At 68.6% G+C, this 18,226-nt stretch carries 15 protein-coding genes; 8 read left to right on the top strand and 7 right to left on the bottom strand.

The features are described from left to right. Positions 1-26: 26 nt before the first annotated feature. Positions 27-3,254: a tetratricopeptide repeat protein gene (locus HNR30_RS45290; protein ID WP_181616425.1), complete on the bottom strand. Its 3,228-nt coding sequence runs from the start codon at positions 3,252-3,254 to the stop codon at positions 27-29. Between the two features lie 189 nt (positions 3,255-3,443). Here HNR30_RS45290 and HNR30_RS45295 point away from each other — a divergent pair, with 189 nt between their 5' ends. The 3 genes from HNR30_RS45295 (at position 3,444) to HNR30_RS45305 (ending at position 4,388) form a co-directional block, all read left to right on the top strand. Continuing rightward, positions 3,444-3,683 carry a hypothetical protein gene (locus tag HNR30_RS45295; RefSeq protein ID WP_181616426.1) on the top strand — a complete coding sequence of 80 codons (240 nt, stop codon included), beginning with the start codon at positions 3,444-3,446 and terminating at the stop codon, positions 3,681-3,683. 252 nt (positions 3,684-3,935) lie between these two features. Continuing rightward, entirely contained in the window at positions 3,936-4,094 is a 159-nt protein-coding gene (locus tag HNR30_RS45300) for a hypothetical protein (RefSeq protein WP_181616427.1), read from the top strand. A gap of 72 nt (positions 4,095-4,166) precedes the next feature. Beyond that, positions 4,167-4,388 (top strand): MmyB family transcriptional regulator, encoded by a 222-nt coding sequence (locus HNR30_RS45305; protein ID WP_181616481.1) that lies wholly within the window; start codon positions 4,167-4,169, stop codon positions 4,386-4,388. 236 nt (positions 4,389-4,624) lie between these two features. Here HNR30_RS45305 and HNR30_RS45310 read toward each other — a convergent pair whose 3' ends face one another. Genes HNR30_RS45310 through HNR30_RS45320 form a run of 3 tightly spaced genes read right to left on the bottom strand, consistent with a single transcriptional unit; the run spans position 4,625 to position 7,359 of the window. Further along, positions 4,625-5,641, bottom strand: a complete 1,017-nt coding sequence (locus tag HNR30_RS45310) for a response regulator transcription factor (protein ID WP_220134747.1) — start codon at positions 5,639-5,641, stop codon at positions 4,625-4,627. Then, positions 5,638-6,894 (bottom strand): sigma-70 family RNA polymerase sigma factor, encoded by a 1,257-nt coding sequence (locus tag HNR30_RS45315; protein WP_220134748.1) that lies wholly within the window; start codon positions 6,892-6,894, stop codon positions 5,638-5,640. The genes HNR30_RS45310 and HNR30_RS45315 overlap by 4 nt, the downstream gene beginning before the upstream one ends. A gap of 48 nt (positions 6,895-6,942) precedes the next feature. Then, positions 6,943-7,359, bottom strand: coding sequence for a hypothetical protein (locus tag HNR30_RS45320; RefSeq protein ID WP_181616429.1), 417 nt, complete (start codon positions 7,357-7,359; stop codon positions 6,943-6,945). A 371-nt stretch (positions 7,360-7,730) separates the two neighbouring features. Between HNR30_RS45320 and HNR30_RS45325 the strand changes: the two genes are divergently transcribed. Continuing rightward, positions 7,731-8,687 carry a hypothetical protein gene (locus HNR30_RS45325; RefSeq protein WP_181616430.1) on the top strand — a complete coding sequence of 319 codons (957 nt, stop codon included), beginning with the start codon at positions 7,731-7,733 and terminating at the stop codon, positions 8,685-8,687. A gap of 232 nt (positions 8,688-8,919) precedes the next feature. Here HNR30_RS45325 and HNR30_RS45330 read toward each other — a convergent pair whose 3' ends face one another. Continuing rightward, on the bottom strand, positions 8,920-9,222 hold the full coding sequence (locus HNR30_RS45330) for a hypothetical protein (RefSeq protein WP_181616431.1): 303 nt from the start codon (positions 9,220-9,222) through the stop codon (positions 8,920-8,922). A 176-nt stretch (positions 9,223-9,398) separates the two neighbouring features. Here HNR30_RS45330 and HNR30_RS45335 point away from each other — a divergent pair, with 176 nt between their 5' ends. Continuing rightward, on the top strand, positions 9,399-12,521 hold the full coding sequence (locus HNR30_RS45335; protein WP_181616432.1) for a hypothetical protein: 3,123 nt from the start codon (positions 9,399-9,401) through the stop codon (positions 12,519-12,521). A 712-nt stretch (positions 12,522-13,233) separates the two neighbouring features. Here HNR30_RS45335 and HNR30_RS45340 read toward each other — a convergent pair. After that, positions 13,234-14,409 (bottom strand): Rossmann-fold NAD(P)-binding domain-containing protein, encoded by a 1,176-nt coding sequence (locus HNR30_RS45340; RefSeq protein WP_181616433.1) that lies wholly within the window; start codon positions 14,407-14,409, stop codon positions 13,234-13,236. Between the two features lie 569 nt (positions 14,410-14,978). Here HNR30_RS45340 and HNR30_RS45345 point away from each other — a divergent pair. Beyond that, on the top strand, positions 14,979-15,842 hold the full coding sequence (locus tag HNR30_RS45345; protein WP_181616434.1) for a nuclease-related domain-containing protein: 864 nt from the start codon (positions 14,979-14,981) through the stop codon (positions 15,840-15,842). A gap of 32 nt (positions 15,843-15,874) precedes the next feature. On the opposite strand, the gene HNR30_RS45350 is transcribed toward HNR30_RS45345, so the two are convergent. Then, a complete protein-coding gene (locus HNR30_RS45350) occupies positions 15,875-16,435 on the bottom strand; it encodes a DUF1173 family protein (RefSeq protein WP_181616435.1) in 561 nt (186 codons plus the stop codon). 304 nt (positions 16,436-16,739) lie between these two features. Between HNR30_RS45350 and HNR30_RS45355 the strand changes: the two genes are divergently transcribed. Both HNR30_RS45355 and HNR30_RS45360 read left to right on the top strand, forming a co-directional pair. Beyond that, a complete protein-coding gene (locus tag HNR30_RS45355; RefSeq protein WP_181616436.1) occupies positions 16,740-17,222 on the top strand; it encodes a hypothetical protein in 483 nt (160 codons plus the stop codon). Between the two features lie 8 nt (positions 17,223-17,230). Then, entirely contained in the window at positions 17,231-18,181 is a 951-nt protein-coding gene (locus HNR30_RS45360; protein ID WP_181616437.1) for a tyrosine-type recombinase/integrase, read from the top strand. Positions 18,182-18,226 lie beyond the last annotated feature (45 nt).

Raw genomic sequence — 18,226 nt, forward strand, 5'->3', positions numbered from 1 at the left:
GCGCGGGCGTGATCGAGGGCGGAGGATCAGTTGGCCGCTGGTGCGCCGTGACAGCGTTTGTATTTCTTGCCCGATCCACACCCACAGGCCGCATTTCGCTTCACATCCCCATAACCCGCACGCTGCCGAGCAGCAACAGCTCCAGCATCCGGCTGGCGCAGACTCATCAGGTTGGCGCGGACGAGCTTCGTCAGCGGATGATTTGAGTCCAGGACTCTTTCAGCATTGGCCAGCGTCTGCTCCAGCAGCGGGATGGCCTGGCCCAAGTCCCCCGCCGCCTGGTAGGCGCCGGCGAGGTTGTTGCGGGAGGACAGGGTGTGGGGGTGGTCTGCGCTCAGCACCCGTTCACGGTCGGCCAGCGTCTGCTCCAGCAGCGGGATGGCCCGGCCCAGATCCCCCGCCGCCTGGTAAGCGCCGGCGAGGTTGTTGCGGGAGGACAGGGTGTGGGGGTGGTCTGCGCTCAGCACCCGCTCATGGTCGGCCAGCGTCTGCTCCAGCAGCGGGATGGCCCGGCCCAAAACCCCCGCCGCGTAGTAGGCGCCGGCGAGGTTGTTGCGGGAGGCCAGGGTGTGGGGGTGGTCTGCGCTCAGCACCCGTTCACGGTCGGCCAGCGTCTGCTCCAGCAGCGGGATGGCCCGGCCCAAATCCCCCGCCGCCTGGTAGGCACCGGCGAGGCTATTGCGGGAGGCCAGGGTGTCGGGGTGATCAGGTCCCAGCACCCGCTCGAACTCGGCCAGCGTCTGCTCCAGCAGCGGGATGGCCCGGCCCAAAACCCCCGCCGCCTGGTAGGCACCGGCGAGGCTATTGCGGGAGGCCAGGGTGTCGGGGTGGTCTACGCTCAGCACCCGTTCACGGTCGGCCAGCTGCTGCTCCAGCAGCGGGATGGCCCGGCCCAAATCCCCCGCCGCCTGGTAGGCACCGGCGAGGTTGTTGCGAGAGGTCAGGGTGTCGGGGTGATCAGGTCCCAGCACCCGCTCGAACTCGGCCAGCGTCTGCTCCAGCAGCGGGATGGCCCGGCCCAGATCCCCCGCCGCCTGGTAGCCGTAGGCGAGGCTATTGCGGGAGAGCAGGGTGTCGGGGTGGTCTACGCTCAGCACCCGCTCACGGTCGGCCAGCTGCTGCTCCAGCAGCGGGATGGCCCGGCCCAAATCCCCCGCCGCCTGGTAGGCACCGGCGAGGTTGTTGCGAGAGGTCAGGGTGTCGGGGTGATCAGGTCCCAGCACCCGCTCACGGTCGGCCAGCGTCTGCTCCAGCAGCGGGATGGCCCGGCCCAGATCCCCCGCCGCGTAGTAGACGCCGGCGAGGTTGTTGCGAGAGGTCAGGGTGTCGGGGTGATCAGGTCCCAGCACCCGCTCACGGTCGGCCAGCGTCTGCTCCAGCAGCGGGATGGCCCGGCCCAGATCCCCCGCCGCGTAGTAGGCGCCGGCGAGGTTGTTCCGGGAAGACAGGGTGTCGGGGTGCTCGGGTCCCAGCACCCGCTCGAACGCGGCCAGAGTCTGCTCCAGCAGCGGGATGGCCCGGCCCAGATCCCCTGCCGTCTCGTAGGCGTAGGCGAGGTTGTTGCGGGAGGTCAGGGTGTGGGGATGGTCCGGTCCCAGCACCCGTTCACGGTCGGCCAGCGTCTGCTCCAGCAGCGGGATGGCCCGGCCCAGGTCGGCCAGGTCAGACAGGTATCTACTGCACCAAGCGCGTAACTCGATCAGCTCGGCGGTGGGTACGCCGTGGCTGATGGCCAACGCGTGGACGGCGGTGGTCTGCTCGGTGAGCATGTCGACAGTGGTGCGGGCGGCCCAGATGGCGGCGCCAGCGGGGATGTGGGTGTTGAAGCGGTGCAGCAGGCTGACGGCGTCGGCGAGAATGCCGGACACGCCTGGCGCGGCGGTGTCGGTGCCGGGGGTGTGGAGGGCGCGTTCGCGTAGGACGCGGCTGGTCAGGCGGTGCATCAGCACGGTGGTGCCGTCCTCGCTGAAGCTGATCAGGCTGGTGTCGGCCAGCTCGGCCAGTAGCTGATCCAGCTCGGCGGTGTCGGCCGGGTCGGGGTTAGGGGTGCCGTACAGGATCGCGCGAGGCACGCCGGCTTCCGACAGCACCGACAGCAGCTCCAGTAGTTCCTTCGCGCCGGCGATGGTGTCTTCGGCCTGGTCGATGGACAGCAGGATCGCTTGGGCGGTCCCGTGCGGGTAGCTGTCCCCTGATCGTGGCAGGTGCTCGCCGAGCGGGTAGTCGCGCAGCAGTTGCAGGTAGGCGGGAAAGCTCAGGCGGCGGCGGGCGATCAACGCGCCTGCTTGGCCGATCGCCAGCGGCAGATGCCCCAGCTCGTCGGCCACATCTTCGGCGCCGGGGGTGGTGCGCCGGGTGCGCTGGTGCAGGCAGGCCAGCGACTGGGCGGGGTCGAAGACGCCCACGTCGACCGCGTCGAAGACGGCGTCGAAGGCGCGGTTGCGGGTGGTGATGAGGATCTGCACCGTGCCGGTGGCCGGGCACCACGGCGTCACCTCCTCGACGTCGGTGGCGTTGTCGAAGACCAGCAGGCCCGGCTGGTCGGTGGCGGCCAGCCAGTCGCGGGCCTTGACCGCTGCTGCGGGTGTGTCGTCGTCGGCCGACAGCAGGTTCAGGCGACGGGCCAGGGCGGCCAGGCCGGTGAGGATCTGATCGCCGCTCTGGGCGGTGATCCAGACGATCAGCGGCCAGCCGGCGTGCTGGCGATCCCAGGCATAAGAGGCGGCCAGCAGGCTCTTGCCCACGCCGGGGGTGCCGGTGACCGCATCGATGACCGCCGCCCCGTCGACGACCGTGGCTCCTTCGATGACCGCGGCCCCTTCCTGCCGCATCCGCGCCCGCAGTACCTTGATCAAGTCAGGGCGCGGCTGGAAGGCGACTGGGCGGCGGGGAATGTCGCCCTCCACGATCTGGCTCCCCAAGATCCGGCTCTGCGGGGCACCGGCCGACGCACCGGCAGCAGGGGGAGAGACTTCAAGGGCGCGCTGGAGAGCCGCCTTGTCGGCCCGGGCTCGGACGTGGGCATCGCGCCAAGCTTGCAATCGGTGGTCGGTGGTGATGCCGCAGGCCTTCAGGACCGGCAGCAGCGTGTGCCAGCGTGGAAAGGTCTTCCCGCTGACCATGCCATGCACGCTGGCTACCGCCACGCCGGCCTCATCGGCCAATTGCTGGTAGGGACGGTCGTCGGCCTGGAACAACCGCTGGAGCGCGGCGCGAAGACCCGCCCGGGTGACGATCTTGGACGGGTCAACCATCAGTCCTCCCACCACACGCCAGGCCTGCTCAGGGTGCGGCCTGGCACGCCCCCACGGGCCTGAGGCATCGCACCGTGACCGTTCGGTTTCATTCGGAGCCTAAAGCGCGGCATAACCGGCCACCAGCCGATACGCACAACTTGATCCCACCGAATGCGCGAGCGGTACGGCCGGGGCGATCGTCGTGACATGACCACCACCACGATCCTGGCCGCCATCGGCGCGCTCATCCTGATCCTGCACACCGCCACCCGCATCCCGACCGCGCTGGCCGACCTGCTGCGCGCCTGCCTGCCGCTGCTGCACGCCGTCCACGACGTGCGCACCGCGCTCCGGGCCCGCCCGCCCCACACCGGGCCCGGCTCCGGCACAACCCCTGCGGTCTCGGATCGCGACTTGACCCCCCGCCGCGACGACTATGACGGCTGATCATGAGCGGCAGAGTCCGGGAGTGGGTGGGCCGGCGCCCGCTTCATGCTCTGCTGGAGACCTCAACCCCTTCTTCTACTTGGGCCCCGGGTCGTGGAACGGCCCGTCCGGCTCCTGATGCTCCTGCCCGCCGAAAACGCCGCCCTCGTCGACGACGGCCAGGCCGACTCTCTCCGCCCACGTCCTTCGTCACGCCTTCGCCACCAACCGACGGCGACCTCGAGGTCGCCGTCGCCAAGCTCCCTGACCGGCGTGGCCAACGGCGCCCTGCAGTACATCTTCTCGCCCACCGGCCATGTCATCGACGACGACGGCGTCCACGTGCCCACGATCAGGATCGCGGCCTGCTGCAAGATTGTCATCGCGAAGAACATGATCAGCTCATCAGGCGAGTCTCCCGCAATGCGCTGAGGGCACTCGCCCGACGCCGCCCGCGTTGTCTCTGGCTGGCCACTGACATTTCGATCCACGTGAGTCACTGACATTTTCTCCGCGCTCAACACCAAACGCTTCCACCACCCTGCCGTCGGCGACCTCGACCTCGACTACGAGGTCTTCGAACTGCCCGGCGAAACACCCCTCACCCTGCTCACCTACTCCGCCGAACCGGGCACCTCTTCTGGCGGCGGCGGCCTGCACCTGCTCGCTGCCTGGGCGTCGAGCAGCGCCGACGCACCGGCCCAAGCTCGGCACATCCCCGAATGAACGTCTCACGCCAGGGGCCTCGTCCAGACGCGATCGGCAGGATGACGGTGAGCTGCTGACAGAACTTGTCGCCGGCTGTCAGTTTCTTGTCACTCAACAAGCTGAACGGCCAGTGGCGTTAGCAAGCTGCTGAAGGCTGGCTCAGCGCCACTGGCTGCTCCTGATGCAGGTAGCCGCCGAAGGAGTGGGGATCTTGTAACGGTTCGGCACTGTGGGTTATTGCCTGCTGGTTGGTCCTACTCTGCGGCCATGCCGGTGGAGTTCCTAACATCGGAGCGATAGTCGGAGATCTCCTCGGGGGCGATGCGGCCTTCCTCAATGCAGCGGGCGAGCAACTCGGTGTTTGAGCGGCAGGGGCGCCCGGCGGCAGCGAACTTCGCGCGTGCCCGGTCGACGTACTGCTTGACGGTGCTCCCGCTGATCGGTGTCCCGTCGGGTTTGGGCATGCGGCGGGCGATCGAGGCGTAGTCCATACCTTGGAAGAGGTGCAGGAGCGCCGCTTCTTCGCGTTGCGACAGTTTCGCCGTGCCGAGCAGGCCTCCGGCCATGGACGGTGTCACGTACGGGCGATCGTGCGCGACGGCGTCGATGGTGTCGAGGAAGTGGGCCTGTTCGGTCCGTTTGTCGAGAAAGGCAGAGGCTCCGGCCCGCATCGCGGCTTGAACGATCAGCGGTTTGATGAACACGGAGAAGATCACGACGCGCAGGCCGGCGTCGGTCAGCGCGGACACCCGCTCAATGACGTTCACCCGGCTGATGGCTGGGTGGTCGACGCCGAGGTCGAGCACGACGACGTCTGCGGCGGGGTCGGGGGCCGACAACACGCCAGCCACCGAGTCGGTGACCATGGTGACCTCGGCGCGGTGCTGGGGATCGTTCTCGATCCAGGCGCGCACACCCTCACTGATCACATCATGATCTCCTACGATGGCGACGGTGATGGGGCGGTCTATCGTGCCTGGGCCCATGTCATGCTGTCGCTCCAGCAGGCCGAGGTTGAACATCGCGCGCGGCGCGATGTCGGCATGTCCGGTGGCGATCGTCTGGTGGTGGTCTTCGTCCCGTTGCTCTCGGTCGACAACGATACGAGTCGTTGCGTCCTGTATCGCGGCTTCTTCGTCGTACTCGTCGTAGATCGGGACGGTGGCGTGCGCGCGTTCCATGAAGTCGGCGTAGCGGCGGTCAAGCTCGTCGTCCTGGATCTGTGGCCCGGTGGCCGGACCGTCGGTGACGGGGTGTCTGTTTTCGGTCATCGCAGATTCCCTCCTTCCCCAAATGCGCCACCGAGATGCTCTCGCAGCTCTTTGCGGGCATGGTGCAATCGTGATTTGACGGTGCCAAGCGGGATCTGCAGGAAGTCGGCTATCTCGCGTTCCTTGTACCCCAGGTAGTCGTGGAGCATGAGGATCGCGGCCTTGATCTGCGGAAGGTGTCGGAGCGCTTCTTCCAACTGCAGTCGCTTCAGGGCTTGATCAGGGTCGTCTGTAGGCCCGATGCCGGGTCTTTCCGGTGTGGGGAACCGTGAGGGATCTGTCGGTCGCTCCTTGGACAAGCGCAGGACGGCGCCGATGGCGATCCGCTTGGCCACGGTGATCACGTATCCAACGGCGTTGGTCAGCTGTCCGACGTGCTCCCATCTCCGGAACGCGATGAGCATGGCTTCCTGCGTCGCATCGGCCGCGACCCCTCGATCCAGCACCACCGCGTGAACGACATTCTCGATATCCTGGAGACGGTCCTTGAAGAAGGCCTCAAAGTCGCGGAGCGATTCTTCGCCCTCGTCTGGGACACCTGGCGCTGTGGTGGAAGGTGCCTCGACGTCTCGGACGTCCTTCCCAGAGATGATGGGAGGCGAAGCAGCGTCGTCTTTGACAGCGGGAGGGTGTTTTCGGCGCGGCGGAGGCTCGATGCGTGCTCTCCAGGGGCCAAGCAGCTCATTGAGCCAGGCGGCTCCATCAGCCGAGTCCAGGTCGATCGGTCCGTCATGCTTCTCGAAGACCCCGCCGGGAACCCTGTCGCCGTACAGGAGGACGACGCGGTCACGCAGATCCGCACTCAGATTCCGGAGCGGATGCCAAAGTAACCCCTGTGCGGGAGGCGCGGCAGCGCGTAGCCACTGCCCCCAGGCGCGGGTGGCCGCATAGTCAGCGGGATCGGCGCGGATCAGCCATTCATCTTGGGCCACGGCCGCTAGGTCCGCGGTCGTACAGAGTGACAGCAGGTGCATCGCAACGAGAGTCTTCACCCCCGTCAGTTGCCGTCCCTTCACCTTGGCGCGGGGGACCTGGCGATACCCCTTGGCATCGAACGGGTGCGAGCGCAGCAGTGTCTCGGTGATCGCTCCCTCGGGCGAAAAGCTTGCGTAGAGGAAGGGAAAGGGGTCCGAAGCCGTGGGGTCGAATCGTCCTCCGCCGAAGTTGCTGTCCGTCGGGGTCGGGTTGAACTCGGTTACCTCTCGGGAGCTCAAGTGCACCCGCCACAAGCAGGTGCCCGCCGGCAGGGTCACGATGATCGGCTTTGGACGCCGCGGAGGCGGCGGTTGCATGGGCACGGGTCACGGCTCCGCGTCGGGCTTTGGCCTAAGGACGATCGGCCGACTACCCGGCTCCAGGGCGGATAGCCGCGTGGGAGGCCCATTCGGGAGCTGATCCGCCTCGGCATCCTCGAGCACAATGGCTTGGGACACCGTGTCCTCGTGCAGCGCGATCCTACGCAGGAGGTCATCCTCCTGGCCGGCGTGAGCGAGGGCTCTGACGTACAGAACGCTGCCGTCGGAGCGACGGTCGTAGATCTCGATGCCATCCATCATGATCTCCGGCAGACCTTGCAGCGTGGTCCGCCGTTCGCGTTCGAACTGGCAAGCTGCCTTGCGGTCGACATAGGTTCGGATGATCTCCCACATCCCTCGAAACGGCGCGCCGATCGCTGACCGGGTCGCGGTCACAGCGGTGCGGACAAGGTCGAACATCATGAGTCTGGCCCTCTCGGAGGTAACTGGCACCCCACTAAGGGCTCTGGCGGCCAGAAGGTTCACTCCCCTCGGATGTCGCGGCGGCGGTCTTCGGTCAAGGCGAACGCCAGGTCGAGGATTAGAGCTGCTGGATGTCCAACCCCGGGGGGCGGGCATGGCGGAGTTGAGTACTGCATTCCGCAGAACCTCGATCTTCTCGGCTTACGAGGTGCGGAAGGCGGTCTGGGTGGCCACGCTGAGTTACTGACATAACTTGTCGCCGGCCACTGTCATCATCTTGGCGCTCAACATTGAGCGCGGCGACACGAGTGTCAGCGGTAGCAGGGAAATCCGGCAGCGACCGGGCCTATGTCGCTCCTAGGCTTTCGCCCATGACCCCGACCAGCGCTGATGGTTCTGAGCAATTCCGGCTCCTCGGCGTCCCGATCAGTGACGCGATCGTCCAGGAGTGCGTGGACTACCTGATCAAGCTCCAGAAGTCCGCAGTGGACGCGTTCACCACCATCCCCGCCCCCGACACGTACGCCGGGATTCGGAAGCAGGAGCAGGACACCATCGGCCAACTCCCGGCCGGGCCGCGCCAGGATGCGCGCAGGGCCCTGGTAATGCTGAGCTTCGACGCTGCGAACCTCTCCTGGGAGACCGGCATGGAGCACCTGGACGCCTTGCGGCACAACATGCTGAAGAAGCCACCGCCGGTCTGGTCCTGCCTCACCTTGGCCAGGGCCGCCGTGGAGGCCTTCGCCTTCTCCCACTACCACCTCGACCCCACGATCGGGCTTCCCCAGCGGCTCGCGCGCACCTCGGGCACCTGGGTCATGGAGTACCGCAACCAGGCATCCTCCGCCGCCCGCGCCGAAAACCTCACCCAGGCGGGATACGACGCTCGCGTTCAGGCAGCCACGCAGCAGGGCGAGCTGGACCCCGTCCTGCCTGCCGGTGCCCGCCGCCACACCGACAAGGGCAAGAAGGGATACCTCGTCGATGGCGCGTTCGCGCCCCGCGACCCCAAGATCTCCAGCCTGATCTCAAGCTTCCTACCGAAGTGGCTCCCCCGTGATGGGACCTACAGCCTGCTGTCCGGCGCGGCGCATGCCCGGCCGTGGCTGCTCAAGCAGGCGCAGCCGCACGGGCATAGCGGGTGGGAAGGCGAGGCAGCCATGCTGGTGACCGCGGTGATCGTGGTCGCCGGAGGAATGTCCGCCGCACTGAGTGCGTGGTGCGGCTACTGCGGAGGAGACGCCGAGGCCATCGGCCCAGAGATCGACGTGACTGCCTGGGCTTTCATCATGCGGTGCGCGGGAATCGCGCACGGAACCAGCTCGTAACCCTCCGGCTACCGGGGCACGCCACCACTCAAAGGCCTGCTCCCACTGACATTAGATCTGCGCGGCGGACTGACATTTCCACCGCGCTCAACAGCGCCAAGCCAGAGGGCCGTGCCTGGGCGCGGCCCTCTGGGATCAACGCGCGAGCGGCTCACTGTTGAGCATCACGATGTGTCAGTGGGGAAACGACACCGGATGACAGTCGGGACGACACAAGTCGGCGGTAGATCCGCTACTCCCTGTGGCAGGTCGCGGCCGGAATCTGCTGTGGGGCGGTAGCCGACGCCAGCGGTTCGGCGGGCGGGGTAGTCCAGGGCAGCATGCGGAAGGCGCGGTCGCTGACGCGCTCCGGCGCATACAGTGCGGTCACGATGACCATGACGGCCAGCACCGCCTCGGCGATGGTGAGGATCGCCGCGATGACGGGAGCGCTCAGCCACAAGCTGGCGTGCACACCGGCGACCGTGATGGCCGTGCCGGCAGGCAGCAACCGGCTCGGCAGTGAGCTGCTGGTGGAGGTGTCGGAAACGGCCATATCGACACCGTGCGGCCAGGCCAGCATGGTCCGGAATGGGGTCCGCCTCCGGTCGGACAGATAACGATCCTGCCGCAGGTTGCGTCGCCGAGGTCTGTCGTGAGGCACTATCCGAAGGGTTCGGACATCCATAGGACGTGGGCCGCCGAGCGCGCGAAGCCGGTCAAGCCCGCAGAATGGCGAGGCTCGTCATGCCTCGAGCACCAGAGGATTTCGGTACGGCGCTCACCGACCTGCTCAAAGCGGCCGGGCGGACGATCGACGGGCTGCTAGAGCTTCTGGAGCCCGGGGTGGTAGCACGCTCAATCCTGTATGACTGGACGAAGGCGAGGCATCTGCCTCACGGCACCGGTCCGCTGCTGGCCGTCGTGGAGTTGTGCCTGGAACTGGCCGACGACCGAGGCGCTGATCTCGGAACGGCGCCCGGCGATGTAGATGGCTGGCTTGCACTCTTGGCCGAGGCCAAACAAAGCAGAGACTCCCACGCTGCCCGGAAGGACCCCCGGGCCGCTGCGGCCGCCGATTCTGCCGCGGAGGGCCCGGCCGAGGCGGCGAAGCCGATCGGCCGGTGGAAGCCGACGAAGCTGGGGATCCATCAGGCGATCGGAGGCGAGCCCTTACCCACCTATGCGCGCCGCCCGCACGATGACCTGCTGTACGCGATGCTCGACCCAGCCGTGGCAGCCAACCGGCTGGTGGTGCTGCGCGGCAAATCCTCCACCGGCAAATCCTCCACCGGCAAATCCCGGGCCGCCTACCAGGCGGTGACCGCGCGGCTGTCGCGCTGGCCACTGTTCTATCCACGCACCGCATCCGCATTGACCGACCTGATCAGCCAGGGGGTGCCCCAGCATTCGGTACTGTGGCTGAACGAGCTACGCCACTATGCCGACGACCCAGCCGGGGCACCAGCACTATTCAAGTTGGCCGAGCTGATGGAAGGCCGCGACTACGTCGTTGCCATCACCGCCGTGTGGCCCCCTTTGTGGGCGAAGTACACCACCGACCATGATGGCGCGCCAGGCACGGTCGATACAGGCCGAGCCAGCCGGGAACTGCTATCCCAGCTGCCAAAACTGGCCAACCACGACCCTCGCCAGGTCAAAGCCGAGCTCGGCGGCGTCATCGACGTGCCCACCACCTTTACCGAACAGCAGCTCGCCCAAATCCGGCGGCGTCGGCACACCACCTTGATGGAGGCCATTACTGCTGCTGAACGAGCTGGCTCGCCTGGGCAGCTCACCCAATACCTGGCCGGAGTCCCCGACCTGCTGGACCACTACCAAAGACCCGGAGCCAACCCCTATGGCAAAGCGCTCATCACCGCCGCGATGGACGCCGTCCGCCTGGGCCACACCCAGCATCTGGGGCGCGAGTTTCTGCGGCACGCAGCGATCGGTGAACTGAGTCCCGAGCAGCGTGCCATCGATGATGAGGATGTCGATATCTGGGAGAAGGAGGCGTGGAAGTATGCCACCTACATCCTCAAAGGCACCGTCCGCGCTCTGCAACCGATCGCGCCTAAGAGCAACGTGGGCGTGGTCGGCTATCGGCTGGCTGAATCCCTCGACCAGCACGGCCGTTACCACCGCGCCGACCAGACCCCACCCCCGGCATTTTGGAAGGCAGCGGCCGCTCATGCCCATCCCAGCGACCTGTACTCCCTCGCGCTCGCCGCACAACGTCGTGGCCTGTATCGCGACGCCGCCCAGCTCCTAAAAAGCGCCACCGCCCACGGCAGCCAGCACGCCGCCAGCGCTCTCATTGACCACCTGCGCACCATGCATCCCTCCGACCACAGCCCCGCACGCTGGGCCGCCGAGCACGTCGCCCTCGACGACCCGAAGGGGGTGGGCGAGTTGCTGGAACGCTTGCAGGGAGTCGGAGCGCACGAGCAAGTCACCGCACTGCTGGCCCGCGACCCGGCCGAGCACGTCGCCCTCGACGACCCGAAGGGGGTGGGCGAGTTGCTGGATCGCTTGCAGGGGGTCGGAGCGCACGAGCAAGTCACCGCGCTGGCCAAGCGGGCCGAGCACGTCGCCCTCGACGACCCGAAGGGGGTGGGCGAGTTGCTGGATCGCTTGCAGGGGGTCGGAGCGCACGAGCAAGTCACTGCGCTGGCCAAGCGGGCCGTCGCACACGTCGCGCACGTCGCCCTCGACGACCCGGACGCGGTGGCCTGGTTGCTGAACAGCCTGCGGGGCATCGAAACGCACGAGCAAGTCACCGCGCTGGCCAAGTGGGCCGTCGCGCACGTCGCCCTCGACGACCCGAACAGGGTGAACTTCTTGCTGTACGGCCTGCGGCAGCTCGGAGCGGACGAGCAAATAACCGCGCTCCTGGCAGCCCGCGACCCAGCTGTACCCTTCACCCTCGACGATGCCGCGCGCTTCACCCTCAACGACCCGTACGAGCAAGTCACCGCGCTGGCCAGGCGGGTCGCCGCACACGCCGCCCTCGACAACCCGCGCGGGGTGAGCCAGTTGCTGGTCAGCCTGTGGCACCTCAAAGCGCACGAACAAGTTGCCGCACTGGCCAGGCGGGTCGCCGCGCACGTTGCCCTCGACAACCCGGACGGGGTGGGCGAGTTGCTGGAACGCTTGCAGGGGGTCGGAGCGCACGAGCAAGTCACCGCGCTGGCCAAGCGGGCCGAGCACGTCGCCCTCGACAACCCATACGGCGTGGGCGAGTTGCTGGAACGCTTGCAGGGGGTCGGAGCGCACGAGCAAGTCACCGCACTGGCCAAGCGGGCCGCCGCACACGCCGCCCTCGACAGCCCGGATGGCGTGGGCGAGTTGCTGTACGGCCTGCAGGGGATCGGAGCGCACGAGCAAGTCACCGCACTGGCCAAGCGGGCCGCCGCACACGCCGCCCTCGACAACCCGGTAGGGGTGAGCCGGTTGCTGGAACGCTTGCAGGGGGTCGGAGCGCACGAGCAAGTCACCGCACTGCTGGCCCGCGACCCGGCCGAGCACGTCGCCCTCGACAACCCATACGGGGTGAGCTGGTTGCTGGGAAGCCTGCGGAGGGTCGGAGCGCACGAGCAAGTCACCGCACTGCTGGCCCGCGACCCGGCCGAGCACGTCGCCCTCGACAACCGGCACGCGGTGAGGTCGTTGCTGGAAAGCCTGCAGAGGGTCGGAGCGCACGAGCAGATCACCGCGCTGGCCGAACGGCTTCCTGCAGCGGGACTATTCGGTCTGTTCCTCACATGCACTGATCATGCGGAGTTGTTCAGGTTCGGGCGGGAACTCGATCGAAGTGCGGCTGCCCAGTGGGTGTGGGAGGACTTGGACTGATCGCTACGGCGAGCTACTGACATCTCGTGTCGCTCGACGCTGACGATGGCCTGGCGCTCAACAGGGGTGGCGGTGAAGGGCTTGAGGGAGGAGATGCGGGGGAGGGCTGCAGGGAGAGTGCGCGATGGAGCGCCAAGCCAGAGGGCCGTGCCTGGGCGCGGCCCTCTGGGATCAACGCGCGAGCGGCTCACACCCCGGGTGTGAGCCGCTCGCGCCCGCCGACCCGGTGTTTCACCCGGCTGTTCCTCCGTTCCGCACCCCTGTTCCAGCCGGTGTTCCGATCCGTGTGCCAGCTGGCGTTCCGGCCCTGTTTCGCTCTGTTCAGCCAGTCCGTTTCGCGGGCTGTTTCGGCCTTCGCCGAGCGCCCCGTGCGCTGGATCGGCCGAAGGCCGACCGCTTGCGGCGGGGGCCGGGGGAGGGCGGAGCGCTAGCGGAGCTCTTCCCAGGTCCCCGTCCTGCGCGCGGGAACTCTACGGAGCGCGCCTTCGCGCCCGGGTCCAGGTTCTTCGCGGGGGGCTGCGGCGTCGACTGAAGATTGGACGACGGGTCACCCTGTTTCGCGTCGGCCTCGGGTCGTCTCCCGGTGGGAGTGGTAGCCGTTCCGTCAGGCGTTACAGCCCGTTCGGCGAGGCCTGTTCGGCGGGGGGCGGGGTTGTTCCGGCTGGTGCTGTTCGCGCGGCACGTTCCGCGCGAACAGCACCAGCCGGGGACGCTACTGCTCGGTGACGAGAATTCGCCCGCGAGCCGTCCCGAGGCCGAGGCTCGCGCCGAGTTCGGGCCCGAGCTGCTGGGCGGCGCGGACGGCCGGTAGGTGGCGCTGCTGCCAGCCGTGCAAGGCCGCGACGAGGTCGGCGCCGTGGTGCAAGTGCTGGGACAGGACGCCGGCCAGACCGGCGGCTTGGGCTATGCCGAGGTTGGCGCCGCTGGCGGTGTGGGGGCGCACGGGAGCCAGGGCGTCGCCGAGGAGGATCGCGTGCGCGGCGCCGATCGGGTAGACCGCCTGAGTGGACGGTGCCAGATCGACGATGGGGGCGGCGGTCCAGGTCGGGGTCGCGGCGATCAGGTGGGCGGCCGCGGGCTTCAGGAGGCGGTTGGCCTGACCCTGGACCAGGGCGCGGACCTGGCCGGTGAACTGGTGGGGAAGCAGGTAGGTGCGCACGGTCGGGTCGGCTCCGAGCAGGGTGTGGAAGTCGGGCTCGGGCATGTCGAGGTAGAGGGTCCAGTCCGTGGCGGGGTGGCCGGATGTCTGGCGGAGCGGGCTGAGGTTGAAGGCGGCGCCGACTGGATCGATGCGGGTGAAGTGCTCGATGTGCGGCTGGTAGGGGCCTTGGCCGCGCCAGGCGATGTAGCCGGCGTAGGTGAGTGTCCGCTTGGGCGCCAGGAGGCGACGGCCGGTGGAGCGGCGTCCGTCGGTGAAGATCACCAGGTCGGCGTGGCTGGGCTCGGCGTCGAGGAACTCCAGTACGGCGGGGCCGTGCTCGGTGGGGGAGATGGCGCGCACGCGCTGGCCGAGGTGGAGCCAGTGCTGCGGCAGCCGCTGCAGGAGCGTGTGGTTGAGAAGGTGCCAGGCGGTGTTGCGGCCGGGGTAGAGGTGTTCGGTGCGGGAGGCTTCCCGCTGGTCCTGGACGGTGATGGTGACCACGCGCTCGCTGGTGAACGGGATGATCTCCTGCTGGGAGATGCCCAGGTCGGCCAGGGTGGTGAGTGAGGGGTGGTCGAGCCCGATGATGCCGCCGGCCTGCTGGGTGGGCGCCGGGGATGCCTCGTAGAGGCGGACCTGGTGGAATCCGGCCCGGTGGAGTAACAGGGCCAGGACGGGTCCGGTGATCGATGCGCCGACGATGGCGATCGAGGGTTGGTCTGCAGGCTGGCTGGTGGTGGTCGGCATCGTGCGCCCTTCCGCATGAGGCCCGCCGGGCCCCCGCTGGGCTGCCGGTCGGTGCGTTCGTGCGGGCGCGCACGCAGGCGGAAGGGCCGGAGCGCCACCTGGGCGTCCGGGGCGAACAAGATGTTTTGGCGCTGATGGCGGGGTGCGGTGAGGCAGTGGAGCGCCAAAAGATCTTGAGTGGTCTTGGGCGCATGCGGTGAGGAGGGGCCTGCCTGCAGCAGGCGGCACAAGATCACGGTTCGGTTCGGTCCAGCCCGGGTTACGCGTAGGACCGGGCCTGCGAGAGTGATCCGTTCGGAACGTCACGGCCGGGGGGCGCTGGCGGGTCCTTCGGAGCGGCATCCGAGGTGGGCGCCGTCGTCGACCTCGTACGCCGCGACGCGGCAGGCCGCCCTCGGGCGACCTCATTCGGGCGACCTCATCCAGGCGACGCGGCGCACGAGGTCGAGAGGTCGGGCCTGGTACGGCAGGCCCGATCGGTGAGGCGGGCGGGACGCACCCGAAGTTGTCGGTGCCGACGCGTAGCGTCGATCTTCCCAGCCCTCGTGCGATCACCTTGGGAGGTGGCCATGAGCACCAGCCCCCGCATCCCGTTCCGCCCGGCCTCGGCGTATTCGGCCTCAGGCGCAGACCCCGTCATCACCCCGGCCATCAACCGGACTATCAGCTCGGGCTTCGGCCCCAGCGACGGATCTGCGGGTGACGGGGCCGGGCAGGCGGGGGCCTCTGCTCATGCTCAGTACCGGATGCAGGTGGCCCTGACCCGGCATCGCCGGCTGGTGCTGCGTACGGTCGAGGCGGCGCTGCCTGCCGTGGTGGTCGGCCTGCTGCTGGGCGGGCGGCTCGGCCTGGCCGTCGCGCTGGTGGTGGCGCTGGTGGTGGCGGCGGTGGACTGGTGGCGCTTTCACCGGTGGTCGGCGATCGCCTCCTGGTGCAAGGGTGCCGTCGGCGAGCGGTCCACCGCGCGGCTGCTGGCGCCGCTCGCGTGCGAGGGCTATGTGATCCTGCACGACCGGGCGATCGCGGGCAGTTCGGCCAACCTCGATCATCTGGTGGTGGGGCCGTCCGGGGTGTTCCTGATCGATTCCAAGAAGTGGGCTCGCCGGACCCGGATCTCCGGGCATGGCGCGCGGCTGTGGATCGGTGGGCGTCCGGCCGAGACGTTGCTGCGTGGGCTCGCCTTCGAGCGCTCGGCCGTCCAGCGTGCGATAGATCACGGCGTCGCCGAGGTTGCGGTGCTGCCTGTGGTCGCGGTGCACGGTCCCCGGCTGCCGGGAATCTCGCGGCCGCTGCAGGTGGCCGGGATCATGCTGGTGCGCGCCGGGCAGGTGCGGCGCTTCATCCAGGCGGCGCCGAAGCAGCTGTCGGCCGCGCAGGTGGCTGTCCTGGCACGTCGCCTTGATCGTCTGTTCCCGCCGTACATCGAGGGGTGACGGGCGCTTGTGCCTGGTCGCGCCGTCGAGCCTTACGGGTGTGGGCGACGCATCTCGGGAAGGGGCTGGTTGACGTCCCAGCCGAGGAGGTCGATACCGGCTTGGCGGTAGTGGGCCTGCTTGTCGCGTTTGCGTCGCTCGTAGGCTTCGCGGCCCGGCATGCCCCAGACTTCCACGTACTGCCAGGGGTCGGTGTCGGTCAGGACGAAGTCGGGGAAGACCTCGAAGTTGTTGTCGTAACGCAGCGGTTTGACGAAGGCGCGGCCGGAGGCGATGAGCTGGTCGGCCATGCGCACCTCGTAGGAGGAGTCGGCGGGGATGTAGGCGCGGTTGGTCAGCATGGCGGCCAGGTCGGCGATGATGAGGTTGCCCGCCGTGGTGCGTTCGACCACGCCGAGCACGATGGTGCGGCTGGTGGGCAGGCGCGAGGTGGACAGGGCGCTGCGGTAGGAGCGGGTGGCGCGCTGCAGGAGCTCGGTGGACAGGTATAGCGGTTCGCGTAGGTGGCGAAGCAGGAGGCGCTGGCCGTACGGGGTGGGTTGCCGGTCTTTGACCTCCGACGCCGGAGATCTCGCCGCGTTGCTCGGGATCAAGCGAGCCAGCGTGCATCGCTACCACGTTCGCGGCGACATCCCCGCGGCCGACGAGCGGGTCGGCAGAACGCCGTTGTGGAGTAAAGCCCTGATCGACACTTGGCTGCCAACCCGGCGCGGGCATGGCTGGCGGGCGGAAGACTCCCCGAACGAGGCGCACGATGACCTCCCGGGGACCTCATCTCATCCCAGTGGATAACTGACATTATCCGCTGAGAGAGGATAAGATCTCAGCGAATAATGGCGTCGCCTCGAGGCCGGAAACCTGGGCGAATCTCAGCGGATAATAAGGAGTGGGTTCTCGATGACGGATCCACGCTCGCGCCGGACCGGACGGCCGGAGGTTGACGCGCTCCTCGATCGGGCTGACGCCGAGCATGAAGCGGTCGCAGAGCTGGCGACCGTGAACCAGGCCGAGGGGATCGTCTCCCGGGCCCGGCACGCCGATCTCGCCCTCGCGCATCAGGAACTGCTCGAGCGGAACCGGCGGGCGGAGGCCGAACTCGAGGCAGCCACAGCGGCCGGCGATCCCGACCGCGTCGCGGCCGCGCGCCTGGCCCGGGACGCGGCCTGGGCCACTTTCGATCGCTTCGGCCGGGACCTGCTCCGCGAGTCGGCTCAACTGCTGACGGCCGACCTGGAGCGGCAGGACGCCTTGCTGTCTCGGGTTCGCACGGCCTGGAGCGCTGAGGACGCTGCGCATGAGGCGCTCGCTCGCAGCCCGGGCGCGAGCGAGAACAGTGAGGGCAGCGAGGGCAGCGAGGGCTATGACGAGGGGCAGGGGTGAACGAGGTCATGTCCGAGGGAGTGGTCCTCCAGCTGCGCCCGAGCGGGGAGGTGATGGCGGCCGCGGCGGCCGCGCTGTCCGCCGCCAAGCGTCACCTGGAGCGGAGCAAGCTGTCGGCCAATACCGTCAAGGCCTACCGGCGGCAGATCGCGGCCTACGCGGGGTGGCTTGGCGAGCACGCCGGCGAGCACGAGGACGCCTTCGTCGACGTGCATGGCGCCGAGGCGGCGGCCACCGCCTGGCGGCGTAGCCTGCTCGAACGGCGGGTCGCACCGAGCACGATCAACCAGGCGATCGCCGCGGTGACGCTCCTCTACGCCGAGGCCGGGTTGCGCATCGAGGTGAAGAAGGCGCGGATCCCCAAGCCGGGTGAGCCGGATGCGCTGACGCGGGCCGAGCAGAGCCGGGTGGAGCGGTCAGCGGCACGGCGGGGCGCACGTGATCGGGCGGTGGTGTCCACGCTGCTGTATGCGGGGGCGCGGGTGGAGGAGTGTGCCCGGCTGGAGGTGAGCGATGTGCCGCTGACCGCCCGCACCGGAGAGGTGCGGCTGCTGGGCAAGGGCGATCAGGTGCGGTGGGTGCCGCTGCCGGCGATCGCCCGCACGCACCTGGGCGCGTGGCTGGATGAGCGCGGCGCCCGGCTGGCCAGGAACCCGTCGATGGCCGAGCGGTGGCAGGCCGGCCGCGAGTCCGGGCCGGTGTGGCTGGGACAGCGCGGGCCGCTGAGCGTCTCGGGCATCACCCAGGTGGTCCTGGCCGTGGGCGAGGACGCCGGCCTGCCGGGCCTGCGTCCGCACCAGCTGCGGCACACCTACGCCACCCGGCTTCGGGAAGGGGGCGCCGACGTGGCGCAGATCAAGGAGTTGATGGGGCACGCCTCGCTCGACACTACGGCGCGCTACTTCCGTGCGGGCCGGGCTGAGGTCGCCGCGGCGGTGGAGCGGGTCTTCGAGCCGTGAGGCGCCTCGTTCGGGAGCACACCTCTATATAAGGAGAAGGATTCG

Origin of the sequence: Nonomuraea soli (assembly GCF_013761175.1) — a bacterium.
In the GTDB taxonomy this organism is placed as follows: Bacteria; Actinomycetota; Actinomycetes; order Streptosporangiales; family Streptosporangiaceae; genus Nonomuraea; species Nonomuraea soli.